This window comes from Streptomyces sp. NPDC088553 (assembly GCF_044752965.1).
Classification (GTDB): domain Bacteria; phylum Actinomycetota; class Actinomycetes; order Streptomycetales; family Streptomycetaceae; genus Streptomyces.
This window is the reverse complement of sequence record NZ_JBIVMG010000017.1, coordinates 83,029-96,066: the sequence shown is the minus strand read 5'-3', so window position 1 is coordinate 96,066 and position 13,038 is coordinate 83,029. Positions and strand designations below refer to the sequence as shown.

Here is a 13,038-nt window from a genome sequence, read left to right as displayed (position 1 = left end):
ACGCGGCGCGGCCGCGAACGCCGACGGGGCGGCGTCCTCCGACATCCGGTCGGAGGGCGCCGCCCTCGGGCGGTCCGCATCAGAGGCTGCGGGCGGTGATGTCGCCGTAGGAGGTGGTGGCGTGGAGGGTCAGGGCGGGGGTGCCCGTGTTGGCGAGGGCGTTGTTCACGCGGCCGTAGCTGGTGCCGGCGTCGAGGGCGGCGGAGACGCCGCGGGCAGCGCCGACCGTGATGTCGCCCGCCGCGGTGCGCAGGACGACGGTGCCGCCCATGGCCTCGGCGATGCGGAGGTCGCCCTTCTGGGTGCTGATCTCGGCGGAACCGCCCAGGCGGCCGACCGTGATGTCACCGGCGAGCAGGGTGAGGTGCGCGCTCGCAGCCTCGTCGAGCTTGACCGGGCCCTGCGCGCCCTCGAAGGCGACGTCGCCGAGCCGTCCGACGCCCCGGAGTTCGGCGGCGGCGGCCTTCGCCTCGACACGGGAGCCGGCCGGGAGCTGGACGGTCACCTCGACCGATCCGGAGTCGCCGAGGATCTTGTTCTTCGCGGGAGCGGCGGCGATCCGCAGGACACCGTCGGCGAACTCGACCGAGACCTGCCCGGCCGCCTTCACGTCGGCGCTCTTGGCGGCGTTCGCCGGGCGGATGTCGACGGTGGCGTCGTCCCGGTCGGCGGCGATGAGCTGGATACGGCCGGCGGGGATGTCGAGGACGGTGGTGATGGCGGTGGTGGTGGCGAACTTCTGCACGGTGCTTCTCCTTCTTGGGGTGGGCCCACTCGCGGGCCCGTCGTTTCCGATGAGGGAAAAGCTACGTTGCGTTCATTGGTCTGGCAACAGCGTCATTGCGTGGAAAACGCGGCATTGCAGGTGGGAGAGGCAATTTCATTGCAATGGGTCTGCGCGTAACGCAACACGCCTCTCTCTGTTCGTTGCAATGGATTGACGGTGAACGCTATAGTGGGGTCCCCGAGGACCACGAAGGAGACCCGATGCCGGGAGGCAGGCTCACCCAGCAGGAACGTCAGCAGATCGCGCTGGGATTGGCGGACGGCCTCGCCTACGCCGAGATCGCCAGGCGTCTCGACCGGCCGACCTCGACGATCACGCGTGAGGTCATGAGGAACGGCGGCCCCACCGGCTACCGTTCCGACCTCGCCCACCGGGCCACCGAGCACCGGGCCCGCCGCAAGCAGGCCACGACCCGGGACCCGAAGGCGCCCGTGCGGGCCGACGGGCGCGACGCCGAAGCGGTGCGTGAGTTCGAGGAGGTCTTCACGACCGTCCTCATACAGTCGGGGACGCCCAAGATGATGGCCCGGGTGATGGCGTGTCTCTGCCTCACCGACTCGGGCAGCCTCACCGCCTCCGAGCTCGTCCGGCATCTCCAGGTAAGCCCGGCGTCCATCTCCAAGGCGATCGCGTTCCTCGACAGCCAGGGGCTCGTCCGGCGTGAGCGCGACGAGCGCCGTCGTGAGCGCTATGTCGTCGACGACGACATCTGGTACCAGTCGATGATGGCCAGCGCCCGCGCCGCCCTCCAGATCGTCGAGACCGCACGTCAGGGCGTGGGTGTCCTCGGTTCCGGCACGCCGGCCGGTGCCCGCCTCGAAGGCATCGCCCGCTTCCTCGAGTTCGTGTCCGAGAGCACCGCCCGCGCGGCGGAGCAGGCCCGCTCGATCCTCTCCAGCAAGCCCGCGCCGACGGAGCCCGAGACGCCGACGAAGCCGGCGCCGACGGGGCCCGCGCCGACGAAGCCCGAGACGCCGACGGAGGCAGTGACGCCCGCGACGCCGACACCCGCGGACGGCACTGCCTGAGCGGAGCCCTACTCCTCCGTCGGACCGAGGTCCGGCGCCGCGCGGAACGTGATCGTACGCGCCCGGTGACCCGCGTGGAGTTCGAGGACGACGAGCTCGTTCGTGCCGGTGCGCAGCACCGGGGCGGGGACGTACAGGGAACGCTGCGGCCCCCGCGACCAGTAGCGGCCCAGCGGGAACCCGTTGATCCAGGCGTTGCCCTTGGTCCAGCCGTCCAGGTGGAGGAAGGTGTCGGCGGTCTCGGCCACCTCGAAGAGGGCCCGGTGGAAGGCGGGCCCGACGGGCGTCGCCGTGGTGGGTGCGAAGGGGATGCCGGTCGGGTCGGTCAGGGGGAGGGGGTGGTTGGTCCAGCCGGAGAGCTCGACCCCGTCCAGGAGGACCTTCCCGAGCAGGCCCTTGCGGTCGTGGATGCCCTGCCCGTAGTTCACCCGCCCCTGGTTCTCGACGAGGACGGTGAGGACGCTGCCCGCCTGCGGCACGGTGAACGCCAGTGCGTGCTCGTGCAGTTCGCGCTCCAGGACGCCCACGGGCTGTCCGTCGACGAACACCTGGGCACGGTCGCGGACCTGCTCGACCTCAAGGAGTGCAGGCCCCCCGACGGGCAGCCTCGTCTCGTAGAGGACGAAGCCGAAGTCCTGCTCCAGCTCCTCCATCGTGAGCGGCCGACGCGACTCCACGGCCGACGGGGAGAGCGCGGCCAGGTGCGGAAGCAGCTCGGCGCTCTCCGTCAACGCGACGGCGGGCAGCGCGAGTTTGGGTCCGGGGGCGGGTACGGGCTCGCTCGGAACGGGGGCGTACTTGGCGATGACGTCACGGAAGGCCGTGTACTTCGCCGTCGGGTCGCCGGCCTCGTCGAGCGGGGAGTCGTAGTCGTAGGACGTGACGGTGGGGCGATAGGTCCCCTTGTCGTTCGCGCCGTTGGTGAAGCCGAAGTTGGTGCCGCCGTGGAACATGTAGAAGTTGACCGACGCGCCGGTGGCGAGCAGTTCGTCCAGCTCCCGGGCCGCCGTGTCCGGGTCCCTGACCACATGGTGCGCGCCCCAGCGGTCGAACCAGCCGATCCAGAACTCCGATGTCATCAGCGGCCCTTCGGGGCGCCGGGCGCGCAGGGCGGCCAGCTGGTGGGCCGAGCGGCTGCCGAAGTTGGCCGTGGCGAGGACCCCGGGCAGGGCGCCGCGCTCCAGGTCCGCCGGCTGGTCGCAGGTGAACAGGGGGACGTCGACCCCGCAGCGGCGCAGGGACCCGGCGAGGTGCTCCAGATAGGCGGTGTCGTCGCCGTACGCCCCGTACTCGTTCTCCACCTGTACGGCGAGGATCGGGCCGCCCTGTGAGGCGAGGTGCGGCCGGAGGGGTGTGAGCAGGCGGGTGAGGTAGTCGTCGACGGCCGCCAGGAACCGAGGGTCGCGGGAGCGCAGCCGTATGTCCGGTTCGGCGAGCAGCCAGGACGGAAGCCCGCCGCCCTCCCACTCGGCGCAGATGTACGGGCCGGGCCTGAGGAGGACGTGCAGCCCCTCGGTGGCGGCGAGCTCGACGAAGCGCGGCAGGTCCAGGCCGCCGTCGAGGCGGAAGGTGTCGGGGCGCGGTTGGTGGAGGTTCCAGGGGACGTAGGTCTCGACGGTGTTGAGCCCCATGAGCCGGGCCTTGCGCAGGCGGTCGGCCCACTGTTCCGGGTGGACCCGGAAGTAGTGCAGTCCGCCGGACAGGAGCCGGAAGGGTCGGCCGTCGAGCAGGAAACCGGCCGTGTCTGTCTGGAGAACGGGCATGGGGTGGCGGCTCCTGTGCTCGGGGATGGCTGCTACGAGTATGTTTACGTAAACATACTCGTAGGGCAACCCCCTGCGGTGCGCCGTCCGGCAAGGCCGCCCCGGCGCGACCGCCGGGGCGAGGAACCGCGCATGCCAGGTCGACCCGACGATTCGTCCAGTGATTGTGAGCCAGCTACGAGCCTTCTGTTCTCATCGTCCGGTCCAACATCCGAAGGCGGACGGACGTAGCCACGCGGCGCCGTCCCCCGGTACCTCGACGTGCCGCGGGGCGCCGGTCTCGTTACGCTGCGCCAGGAGGGCCATCAGGGCCATCAGGTCCGACACCCTGGCCCGGCTCGCCGAAGAGGCCGAACGAAGCGAGAAGCCCCGATGACGATCCCCCCGACCCCCATGGACACCGTCACCCTGGAGCGGCGCATCGCCGCCCGCCCCGAGACCGTCTTCGGCTTCCTCACCGACCGCGAGAAGTGGCTGTCGTGGATGGGCGCCGACGGTTCCTTCTCCTTCGAGCCGGGCGGCTCGTACCGCACCCGGGTCACCGGGGAGAGCATCGCCTCCGGCCGCTTCATCACCGTCTCCCCGCACCGGCGGGTCGTCTTCAGCTGGGGCTGGGAGTCCGGCCCCCTGCCCGTCCCGCCGGGCTCCAGCACCATCGAGATCACCCTCGAACCCACCCCGGACGGCACCCTCCTCCACCTGATCCACAGCGGCCTGCCCTCCACGGAGGCCTGCGAGGCCCAGGCGGAGAGCTGGCAGCACTACGTGGACCGGCTCGCGACCCGGGCCGAAGGCGGCGACCCGGGCCCGGACTCCTGGCTGCGGGACAAGCCGGAGAGCGATCGCAACCCTTCGGAGGGCTGAGCGCCGGACGCGGGCGGAGGATCAGGCGCCCACCGGTACCGGCGCGCGGCCCGGGGTCGCGGTGCCGAGTTCGCCGACCAGCCGGAGACCGAGTCGCAGGTACGCGGCGAGGTCGGCGCGCGGGGCCTTGCGGACGAGCTGGCGGATCGCCTGCATGGCCTCCCAGGCGGAGGTGTGCGCCAGGGATCCGCCCCAGGTCTCACCGAGACCGTCCGAGAGGTACGCGCTGAACCCGAGCTGGGGGGCTCCCGCCCGGCGCCGCTCCTCCTCGTGCGCGTCAAGCGCCCGTACGAAGAATCGTTCCGCCTCCACGGGGGGAAGAGCGGAACGGATGATGCGCAGGTACGGCGCGACAAGCGACGCGACCTCGGGGCACTCCCCACCGGGAACGACCTGGTCGTGGTGAACGGAAGCGGCGGCGTGTGCGCGTGTCTGAGTCATGCACCTATCGATACGTCATCCGATCTCAGGAACGTCCGTGGCGCGCCCACGCACGACACCGGTTCGCCCCACGGAGGCAGGGGAGGCCCGGCCCTGCACCTGGACGGGTGCCGGACCGGGCCTCCGGACGGGTCCCGCCCGCCGTCAGTCGCTGGTCAGGACGACGAGCTGCCTGGTCGCGCGGGTCATCGCCACATAGCGGTCCACCGCTCCCTCGATGCCCACGCCGTACTTCTCCGGGTCGACGAGGACGACCAGGTCGAACTCCAGGCCCTTCGACAGGCTCGGCGTGAGCGACTGCACGCGGGGCCTCGGACGGAACCGGGGATCGCCGATGACGCACGCGGTCCCGTCGGCGTGGGCGTCGAGCCACTCGTCGAGGATCGAGTCCAGTTCCGTCACCGGGCCGTGGACGACGGGGACACCGCTGCTGCGGACCGACGTCGGCACGTTCGCGTCCGGCAGCGCGGCCCGGATCGCCGGCTCCGCCTCCGCCATGACCTCTTCCGGCGTCCGGTAGTTGATGCTCAGCGACGCCACGGTGATCCGGTCGAGCCCGACCCGCTCCAGACGCTCCTGCCACGACTCCGTGAAGCCGTTCCTGGCCTGGGCGCGGTCACCGACGATGGTGAAGCTGCGGGACGGGCAGCGGAGCAGCAGCATCTGCCACTCGGCGTCCGTCAGTTCCTGCGCCTCGTCCACCACGATGTGCGCGAACGGGCCCGCCAGCAGGTCGGGCTCGACGCCGGGCAGCGCCGCCTCGTCGACCAGGCTGTCCTTGAGGTCCTGCCCGCGCAGCATCGTCACCGCGCCCTCGCCGTCGACGTCGGCGGCGAGGACGTCGGCGATGACATCGGCCATGCGCGCCCGTTCGGCGGCGACGGTGGCCTGCTGCCGGCGCTTCCGCCGCGCCGCCTCCGGGTCGCCGAGCCGCTGCCGCGCCGCGTCCAGGAGCGGCAGGTCGGACACCGTCCAGGCCTGCGCGTCCTCCCGCTGGAGCGTCCTGACCTCCGCACGGTCGAGCCACGGGGCGCACTTCCGCAGGTACGCGGGGACCGACCACAGGTCGCCGACCAGGTCGGTCGCCTCAAGGAGCGGCCACGCGCCGTGGAGCGCCCCGGCCACCTCCTCGTCCTGCCGCAGCGCCCGGCGGAACTCGTCCTCCGGGATCTCGTCGCCGAGCTTGCCCAGGAGGATCGAGCCCAGCTCCTCCCAGATCTGCTCGCGCGCCTCGTTGTGCGGCGTCCCCGCCTCCGGCGCCTCGAACGCCTCGGCCCAGTCGCCGGCGGTCAGCCGGACGTCGGCCCAGTCGGTCGAGACCGTCAACCCGTGGGTGGGCGGCTCCTCGTAGAACCGGACGGCCGCCTCGATCGCCCGCACCATGCCGGCGGACGACTTCAGCCGCGCCACCTCGGGGTCGCGCTCGGTCGCCGCCTTGGCGCCCTCGGCCACCAGGTCCCGCACGGTGCAGGTCTGTACGCCCTCCTCGCCGAGGCTGGGGAGGACGTCGGCGACGTACGCCAGGTACGGCTGGTGCGGGCCGACGAACAGGACACCGCCGCGACGGTGCCCGAGGCGCGGGTCCGCGTACAGCAGGTGCGCGGAGCGGTGCAGTGCGACGACGGTCTTTCCCGTACCCGGTCCGCCGTCGACGACGAGGGTGCCCCGGGAGCCCGCCCGGATGATGGCGTCCTGGTCGGCCTGGATGGTGGCGAGCACGTCGCGCATCCGGGGCGAACGGCTGCCGCCCAGGCTGGCGATGAACGCCGACTGGTCGTCGAGCGCCGCGTGCTCGTCGAGGCCGTCGGCGGTGAACACCTCGTCCCAGTAGTCGCTGATCCGGCCGCCGCTCCAGCGGTACCTGCGGCGGCTCGACAGCCCCATCGGGCTGGCGTGGGTCGCCGCGAAGAACGGCTCGGCCGCGGGGGAGCGCCAGTCGACGAGCAGACGACGGCCGGTGCTGTCGGTGAGGCCGAGCCGCCCGATGTACACGGGCTCCGCGCCGTCGCCGCCGTCCACCCCCTCCGTACCTTCCGCGCCTTCCCCGCCGACGATGCGTCCGAGGCACAGGTCCAGGCCGAAGCGGCGCAGCGTGCGCAGGCGCCCGGTCAGCCGGTGGATCTCCGCGTCGCGGTCCATCGCCTCCCGGCCGGCACCGCCGGGAGCCTTGCGTGTGGCGTCGAGCCGGTCGGACAGTTCGGCGATCGTCTCCTGCAGGCTCTTCGCGATGGCCGCGAAGTGCCGCTCGTCACCGGCGATCAACGCCGGGTCGGCCTTGGGGGAGAGGCGGTCGGGAAGGTCGAAGGCACTGGTGCCGCGCGACTGGTCCACCGACGAAAGCACACGCACTGGGTGAGTCTCATTTCTGCAGGTCCGGGGCTGAGGAGAGTGATTCTGCGGTACGGCGGGGGCCTTGCCGCAAGCCCCCCTGTGCGGTATAAGTTGTAAGTGGCAAGAGGTGAGCGCACCTTCTTGCCCTTCTTTTTTTGCCGTCCCCGCCGCCGGTTCCAGGCGCCGCCCCGTGTCGTCCTTCCCGGCCTCCGGACGCCCGCCCGACTCGTCACCCGGTACGCCGACGTCAAGGCCGCCCTCGTGGAGCCCCGGCCGGCCCGCGACCGGAGCGCGATCCCGGGCGGCCCCGAAGACAGCGCCCCGCAGGGTGAGTTGACGGAGGCGTCCTCTGTCGGTCTGCCCGCCGAGTACGTGAAGTCGCCCTGCGGGAGTACGTCGAGCGCGAGGCCGACGAGCTCTCCGTACAAGGGGCGCGCCGAACAGCTCGACATCACGCGGGAGTTCGGGTGGGGGACGGTCAACTCGCGTTCGGGCGCGGCGCCCACTCCTGCATCGGCGCCGCGCTCGGCCGACTCGTCACCACCGTCGTCCTCGACCGGCTGTTCGCCGGCCGCGACGGCCTCCGGCTCGCGACCGCCCGCCAGGACCTGAAGTACGGGCACCGGCCGACCGACGGCTGCCGGCTGGTGAGCCTGCCCGGACGCCTGTGAAGGGCGGGCCGTCAGCCCTTCCGCTCGGCCGGCAACGCCACGGCCGAGGAGGTCAGTTCGCCCCGGCCCAGGGCGGCGTGGCCGCCCTCCGCGGCCGCGAGCAGCGAGGCGAGGGTCGCCGGGAGCGCGGCCAGGAGGTCCTCGACCGGCATCCGCCTCGCCGCGCGCCGGCGCGATCTCCGCGAGGTCTAGCGCGGGGAGACCGCACCGTCGTAGACGTTGTCCGGGGTGATGACCGACGTGATCGCCCGGGCCAGCAGAGTGGACGGCTCCTGGCCTCCCACCTGGGAGTCGGTGGTGAGCATGAGGACCATGGTGGCCTTCTGCGAGGGCAGGTAGACCGTCACGGTCTCGTAGCCGGGGATGGAGCCGTTGTGCCCGATCCAGCCGTCGGCGTCGAAGATCCCGAGGCCGTAGCTCAGGCCGGGGAAGCCGGTCGGCAGCGTGTTGAGGCGCTGCGCCTGCGTCTCGGGGCTCAGCAGCTCACCGGTGGCGAGGATCTTCGCCCAGCGGCGCAGGTCGTGCAGGTCCGAGATCATCGCACCGGCTGCCCAGGCCCAGCTGGGGTTCCAGTCGGTGGCGTCCGCGGTCGTGCCGTCCAGCGTCTGGTCGGTGTAGCCGCGGGCGTGCGGCTCGGGGAACTCGGGGCCCTCGGGGAGGAGCGTGTGCCGCAGGTGCGCCGGGCGGAGCACCCGCCGCTCGATGAAGTCGTCGAGCCGCTGACCGGTGACCTTCTCGATCACGAGGCCGAGGAGGACGAGGTTGCTGTTGGAGTACTGGAACTGCGCGCCGGGCTTGAAGGTGTTCTTGTGCTTGAAGCCGTACGCGAGCGACTCCCGCGGGGTGAAGTAGCGCTGCGGGTCGCTCAGCAGGTCGTGGACGAAGTCCGCGTCGGCGGTGTACGGGAAGAGACCGCTGCGCATCCCGGCGAGGTGCCGCAAGGTGATCCGGTGGCCGTTCGGGACGCCCCGGACGTACTTGGCGATCGGGTCGTCGAGGCCGACGCGGCCCTCGTCGACGAGCTTGAGCAGCGCGGTGACCGTGAAGGTCTTGGTCTCGCTGCCGATCCGGATGAAGGTGTCGGCGAACATCGGCTCGCGGGTGACCTTGTCGGCGACCCCGGTGGCCCGGACGTAGCTCCCCTTGCCGGGCATCCAGATCCCGACCACGACACCGGGGATCCCGGCCTGCTCGCGGACGTCCGCGATCGTCTTGTCGAGCCGGGCGGTCAGCTCGGGGCCGAGCCCGCCGGGCGGACAGTCGTCGTCACCGTGCCGGTCGACGACGGTGGCGGCCGCGGCGTGGACGGGCGTGGCGGGCGTCGCCGCCATCGGCGCGAGCACGGAGGCCACGAGGACCGTCGCGGCGAACAATCGGCGATAGGGGGTACGTCGCATGTCGACAGACCTCTTCCAGGGTCACGGGCAGGGACGGCCACATCACCACCGCCACCCCGCACGCCGGACCCCCGCCCCGCCCCAGCACCCGCCAAGTCCACTCGTTCGGCGCCACCGGGGTCACCGGGGCGGCCCTGGGGTCAGGGCGGGCGCCGAAAGGGCGCCGGCCCGGCGAACCGGGCCGCCCGCCGCCTCCGGGCGTACCCTCCCGGAGTCCTGCCGCACCCGCTTCGGCGGCGCCTGCCCGGAGGCGCCCGCCCTGGGCGGAGGGAACTCCCCGGCAGGCCCGGATTCTCCCGGGATTCCGCCCCGGTGACGGGGCCCCGCCTGGCACGCTTGCCCACGTGAGCTACGTCGTAACAGTGGAAACGTGCCTGCCCGACGGTGCCGGCGAGTTGGACGCGCTGCAACAGGTCGGCGCGTCCGCACTCCTGGAGCACGGCTTCGACGCGGTGGAGGGGATCGAGGGGCCCGGCGGGGTCGAGGTCGACGTCCTCGAGACGATCGTCGCCGTCCACCCGCGCGGGTCGATCGTCAAGGTGTTCGTCCACGCTCCTTCCCTGGAGACCGCGGAGGACGCCGTCGGCTCCGTCGCCGCGGAGGTCCTCGAACGCTCCGAGCTCCTCGCCGACTGGGTGGTCGAGAGCAGCGAGGTCAAACTCCACATCGATCTGACCCGCGAGAGCCTGGAGGCCGCCGACGGGCCGGACGCGCCGCCCAACGACCTCCGGGCCCGCCGCGCCCACCACACGGCGGGGGCCGGCCCCGGCGACGTCACCCACCCGACCCGGCCCGTCGACGGAGCCGACAGCGCCGACGGGAGCGGGGACGACGACGAGGACCGGGCCGGCCTGGAGGCCCAGATCCGCGCCCTGGCCCCGCGCCTGATCTCCTTCGGGCCCCTCTTCTTCGGCGGCACCGACCCCGAGGAGCGGGGAGAGCCCAGGGGCCAGGGGGAGCGGCAGGAGCCCGCGGAAGACGGCGCGACGCCCGCCCGCGCCTCCGAGGCCGCCGAACTGGCCGCCGGAGCCCTGGTCTACGCCTCGGAGGTCCTCATCGACGAGCTGTACGACGACGTCCAGACCCTCGCCGACGAGGAGACCAACGTCGCCGAGTGCCGGGCCGAACTGTGGCACCTCGCCGAGCTGCCCCCGCGCTACGGCCTCGCCTACGACGAACTCTTCGCGCGCCGCTTCCTCGTGACCGCCATAGCCCTGACCACCCGGTTCACCGACGGGAGCTTCCGCGCGCTCGGCTGCCTCGCGGAGGAACTCGTACTCAAGCTGCTCCTGCAGCAGGCGCACTCCACGCTCGACCTGTACGGGCTCCTCGGCGACGACGTCGCGGAGGCCCTGGAGCGCTTCGCCGACGAGGTGTACGAGGACATGGACTTCGAGTGGCTCTACGACGACGCGCGGGACGGCGTCGGCGAGGACCCCGCCCTCGCCGGCCTGGGCGTCACCCCGCTGGCGATCGGCACGTGGTTCACCCCCTTCGACGACGACCGTTACGTCCACCCGTACGCCGTCGACGAGGAGGCGGGCAGGCACAGCACCTATGACTGACACGCCCTCGGCAGGATGTCCTCGGCTGGGCGGAGGCGGCAGGACGTCCGCGGCTGGGCGGCGTCGGCCCGCTCACTCGATGGTGTGAACCTCGGGCGCGGACGTCCGCGGCGCGCACGCGCACAGGCGCGCGCCCCGGCGGTTGTGGCGGCGAACGGGCGCTCCGCGTGCGCCGGGCGACGGGCGGCCGGATCCCTAGACTTCCCGCACATGTCGCTCTGGCTGCTCAATCAATTCAGCACCTTCACCCTGGCCGTGGTCACCGTCGGCGGAACCGTCCTCGTGGCGGTGGCCGGCAGCATGCTGCTGCGCCGCAGGCACCCCTCGCTGGCCGACGGCGAGCACAACGACATGGTCGGGGTGACCCTGGGCATGTTCGGTGCGATCTACGGGATCATCCTCGCCTTCGTCATCGTGACCCTCTGGACGCAGCTGGAGAGCACGCAGACCATCGTGGCCGCCGAGGCCACCGACGTCGCGCTCATCGCCCGTGATGCCGCAGCCTTCCCGCCGCCGGTCCGCGCCCGCGTCGACGAGGCGCTCAGCGGCTACGTCCACTCCGTCGTCGAGGTCCAGTGGCCCCGGATGCGGGAGGGACAGCCGAGTTACGGGGCCACCGCCGCGAAGCTCCAGAACGTCTACGACGTGCTCCAGGCGTACGACCCCAGGACCCCGCGCGAAGAGGTCTTCTACGAGGAGGCCGTCGGCCACCTCAACGGCGTGGCCTCGCAGCGCCGGGCCCGCCTCACGATGGCCGAACAGGAACTGCCCCCGCTCCTCCAGGTCCTCGCCTTCGGCGGCGCCCTCGTCCTGATCCCGCTCACCTTCCTGTACGGCATGCGCAAGCTGCGGATCCAGCTCCTCTTCGTCGCCTCCGTCGCCGCCCTGATCGGCTTCAGCCTGCTCCTGGTCTTCGTCCTGGACCGCCCCTTCGCCGGCGAACTCAGCGTGAGCCCGGCCCCGTACAAGGAAGGGGCCCTGGAGCGCTACTGGTAGCGGGTTCAGGCCGGTCCCGTGTGCAGGACGCGGAAACGTTCGGGCGCCGCCGGATCCCGGTCGACGACCTGGACCGGCGGCCATGCCCACTGCCACACGCCGATGCCCGCCGTGCGGGAGAACCGGATCCGGCCGCGGGTGCCCTCGACGTCGACGTGCGGCCAGGACGTGGTGACGCCCGCCCGGTCCGTGCCGTGGGTGCGCAGCAGGTCGGCGAGGACGGTGACGGTGTCGTAGCCCTCGAAGGCGACGAAGGAGGGCGCCTCGCCGAGCCGTTCGCGCAGGGCCGTCCCGACCCGGGCGCCGCGCGGGCCGACGTGCTCGGGCAGGTAGCGCAGGAACGGGATCGCGGCGCCGTCCTCGCCGAGCGCCGACGCCCACGTGGCGAACTCCGGCTGCCCGGCCGGAGCGCCGATCAGGATCTCGGCGAGGCGCCGGTCGCGGCGGACGGCCCGGACGAGCGGCACGGCCGGCTCGGGATGGCCCACGAGGAGGAGGAGAGCGGTGGCGCGCCGCTCGACGAGGGCGTCGCACACGGCCGTGGGCGTGAGCTCGCCCATGTCGAGCGGGATGACAGTGCCACCGTGAGGAGCGAGCCGGTCCCGCAGGATGCGGGTCCCGGACGCCCAGTAGACGCTCGGCTGGGCGGCGACGGCTACACGACGGTGCCCCGCTGCCAGGAGGAAGTCGGCGTAGATCCGCCAGCCGTGGGACTGCGCGGGGGCGAGCCGCGCCACCCTGTCCGTGGGTTCGTCGGTGAGCGCGTCGAGGACGGCCGAGGAGCAGAGGTACGGCAGGCCGAGGGCGTCCGCCCTGGCGGCGGCGGCACGGGCGACGACGCTGTGGTACTCCCCGGCCAGCGCGGCCACGCCGAGCCCGGCCAGTTCCTCCACGGCCGCCGCGGCCCGCCGCGGATCGGCCGCGGTGTCCCGGACCACGAGTTCGAGCGGCCTGCCACCGGTCCCGCCGATTCCGACGGCACCGCCGGTGCCGCCGATCCCGCCGGTGCCGCCGATCCCCCCGGCGTCGTTGATCTCGCGAACGGCCAGCTCCAGTCCGGCGAGCAGGTGTCGGCCTGCCTCGACCCAGCCGGGCGGGGTCAGGGGAACGAGAGTGCCGATCCGGAGGGGCGATCCGTCGGTCCGCGCTGCTCCGGGCGTCGAGAGGGGCGTACTCATGCGGTGGCGTCTCCCGT

Annotated in this window: 12 protein-coding genes; 5 read left to right on the top strand and 7 right to left on the bottom strand. The window is 72.6% G+C overall.

Going from position 1 to position 13,038, the window contains the following annotated elements; all coding sequences use genetic code 11:
* Nucleotides 1–79: 79 nt before the first annotated feature.
* A complete protein-coding gene (locus ACIP8Z_RS37105; RefSeq protein ID WP_402091336.1) occupies nucleotides 80–745 on the bottom strand; it encodes a DUF4097 family beta strand repeat-containing protein in 666 nt (221 codons plus the stop codon).
* Between the two features lie 242 nt (nucleotides 746–987).
* On the opposite strand from ACIP8Z_RS37105, the gene ACIP8Z_RS37100 reads away from it, so the two are divergent.
* Nucleotides 988–1,815, top strand: a complete 828-nt coding sequence (locus tag ACIP8Z_RS37100; protein ID WP_402091334.1) for a helix-turn-helix domain-containing protein — start codon at nucleotides 988–990, stop codon at nucleotides 1,813–1,815.
* An 8-nt stretch (nucleotides 1,816–1,823) separates the two neighbouring features.
* Here the strand turns inward: ACIP8Z_RS37100 and ACIP8Z_RS37095 are convergent, their stop codons facing one another.
* Nucleotides 1,824–3,578, bottom strand: a complete 1,755-nt coding sequence (locus ACIP8Z_RS37095; RefSeq protein WP_402091331.1) for a beta-galactosidase — start codon at nucleotides 3,576–3,578, stop codon at nucleotides 1,824–1,826.
* Nucleotides 3,579–3,950: 372 nt separating this feature from the next.
* Between ACIP8Z_RS37095 and ACIP8Z_RS37090 the strand changes: the two genes are divergently transcribed.
* Nucleotides 3,951–4,442 (top strand): SRPBCC domain-containing protein, encoded by a 492-nt coding sequence (locus ACIP8Z_RS37090; protein WP_402091329.1) that lies wholly within the window; start codon nucleotides 3,951–3,953, stop codon nucleotides 4,440–4,442.
* Between the two features lie 21 nt (nucleotides 4,443–4,463).
* Here the strand turns inward: ACIP8Z_RS37090 and ACIP8Z_RS37085 are convergent, their stop codons facing one another.
* Nucleotides 4,464–4,883, bottom strand: coding sequence for a hypothetical protein (locus ACIP8Z_RS37085; protein ID WP_402091327.1), 420 nt, complete (start codon nucleotides 4,881–4,883; stop codon nucleotides 4,464–4,466).
* Between the two features lie 144 nt (nucleotides 4,884–5,027).
* Complete coding sequence (gene helR / locus ACIP8Z_RS37080) at nucleotides 5,028–7,232, bottom strand: RNA polymerase recycling motor ATPase HelR (protein WP_402091325.1); 2,205 nt, start codon at nucleotides 7,230–7,232, stop codon at nucleotides 5,028–5,030.
* Between the two features lie 449 nt (nucleotides 7,233–7,681).
* Between helR and ACIP8Z_RS37075 the strand changes: the two genes are divergently transcribed.
* Nucleotides 7,682–7,885, top strand: a complete 204-nt coding sequence (locus ACIP8Z_RS37075) for a hypothetical protein (RefSeq protein WP_402091323.1) — start codon at nucleotides 7,682–7,684, stop codon at nucleotides 7,883–7,885.
* Between the two features lie 11 nt (nucleotides 7,886–7,896).
* On the opposite strand, the gene ACIP8Z_RS37070 is transcribed toward ACIP8Z_RS37075, so the two are convergent.
* Nucleotides 7,897–8,037 (bottom strand): hypothetical protein, encoded by a 141-nt coding sequence (locus ACIP8Z_RS37070; RefSeq protein ID WP_402091321.1) that lies wholly within the window; start codon nucleotides 8,035–8,037, stop codon nucleotides 7,897–7,899.
* Between the two features lie 36 nt (nucleotides 8,038–8,073).
* A complete protein-coding gene (locus ACIP8Z_RS37065; RefSeq protein ID WP_402091319.1) occupies nucleotides 8,074–9,282 on the bottom strand; it encodes a serine hydrolase domain-containing protein in 1,209 nt (402 codons plus the stop codon).
* A gap of 344 nt (nucleotides 9,283–9,626) precedes the next feature.
* Here ACIP8Z_RS37065 and ACIP8Z_RS37060 point away from each other — a divergent pair, with 344 nt between their 5' ends.
* Nucleotides 9,627–10,847, top strand: coding sequence for a hypothetical protein (locus ACIP8Z_RS37060; protein WP_402091317.1), 1,221 nt, complete (start codon nucleotides 9,627–9,629; stop codon nucleotides 10,845–10,847).
* A 210-nt stretch (nucleotides 10,848–11,057) separates the two neighbouring features.
* Nucleotides 11,058–11,843 (top strand): DUF4239 domain-containing protein, encoded by a 786-nt coding sequence (locus ACIP8Z_RS37055; RefSeq protein ID WP_402091315.1) that lies wholly within the window; start codon nucleotides 11,058–11,060, stop codon nucleotides 11,841–11,843.
* 5 nt (nucleotides 11,844–11,848) lie between these two features.
* On the opposite strand, the gene ACIP8Z_RS37050 is transcribed toward ACIP8Z_RS37055, so the two are convergent.
* Nucleotides 11,849–13,021, bottom strand: a complete 1,173-nt coding sequence (locus ACIP8Z_RS37050; RefSeq protein WP_402091313.1) for an ABC transporter substrate-binding protein — start codon at nucleotides 13,019–13,021, stop codon at nucleotides 11,849–11,851.
* Nucleotides 13,022–13,038 lie beyond the last annotated feature (17 nt).

What these genes read in the sequence shown, in the direction of transcription:
- ACIP8Z_RS37100 (WP_402091334.1), top strand. Translation starts at nt 988, where the DNA reads ATGCCGGGAGGCAGGCTCACCCAGCAGGAACGTCAGCAGATCGCGCTG.
- ACIP8Z_RS37085 (WP_402091327.1), bottom strand. Translation starts at nt 4,883, where the DNA reads ATGACTCAGACACGCGCACACGCCGCCGCTTCCGTTCACCACGACCAG.
- ACIP8Z_RS37090 (WP_402091329.1), top strand. Translation starts at nt 3,951, where the DNA reads ATGACGATCCCCCCGACCCCCATGGACACCGTCACCCTGGAGCGGCGC.
- ACIP8Z_RS37055 (WP_402091315.1), top strand. Translation starts at nt 11,058, where the DNA reads ATGTCGCTCTGGCTGCTCAATCAATTCAGCACCTTCACCCTGGCCGTG.
- ACIP8Z_RS37095 (WP_402091331.1), bottom strand. Translation starts at nt 3,578, where the DNA reads ATGCCCGTTCTCCAGACAGACACGGCCGGTTTCCTGCTCGACGGCCGA.
- ACIP8Z_RS37070 (WP_402091321.1), bottom strand. Translation starts at nt 8,037, where the DNA reads ATGCCGGTCGAGGACCTCCTGGCCGCGCTCCCGGCGACCCTCGCCTCG.
- ACIP8Z_RS37050 (WP_402091313.1), bottom strand. Translation starts at nt 13,021, where the DNA reads ATGAGTACGCCCCTCTCGACGCCCGGAGCAGCGCGGACCGACGGATCG.
- ACIP8Z_RS37065 (WP_402091319.1), bottom strand. Translation starts at nt 9,282, where the DNA reads ATGCGACGTACCCCCTATCGCCGATTGTTCGCCGCGACGGTCCTCGTG.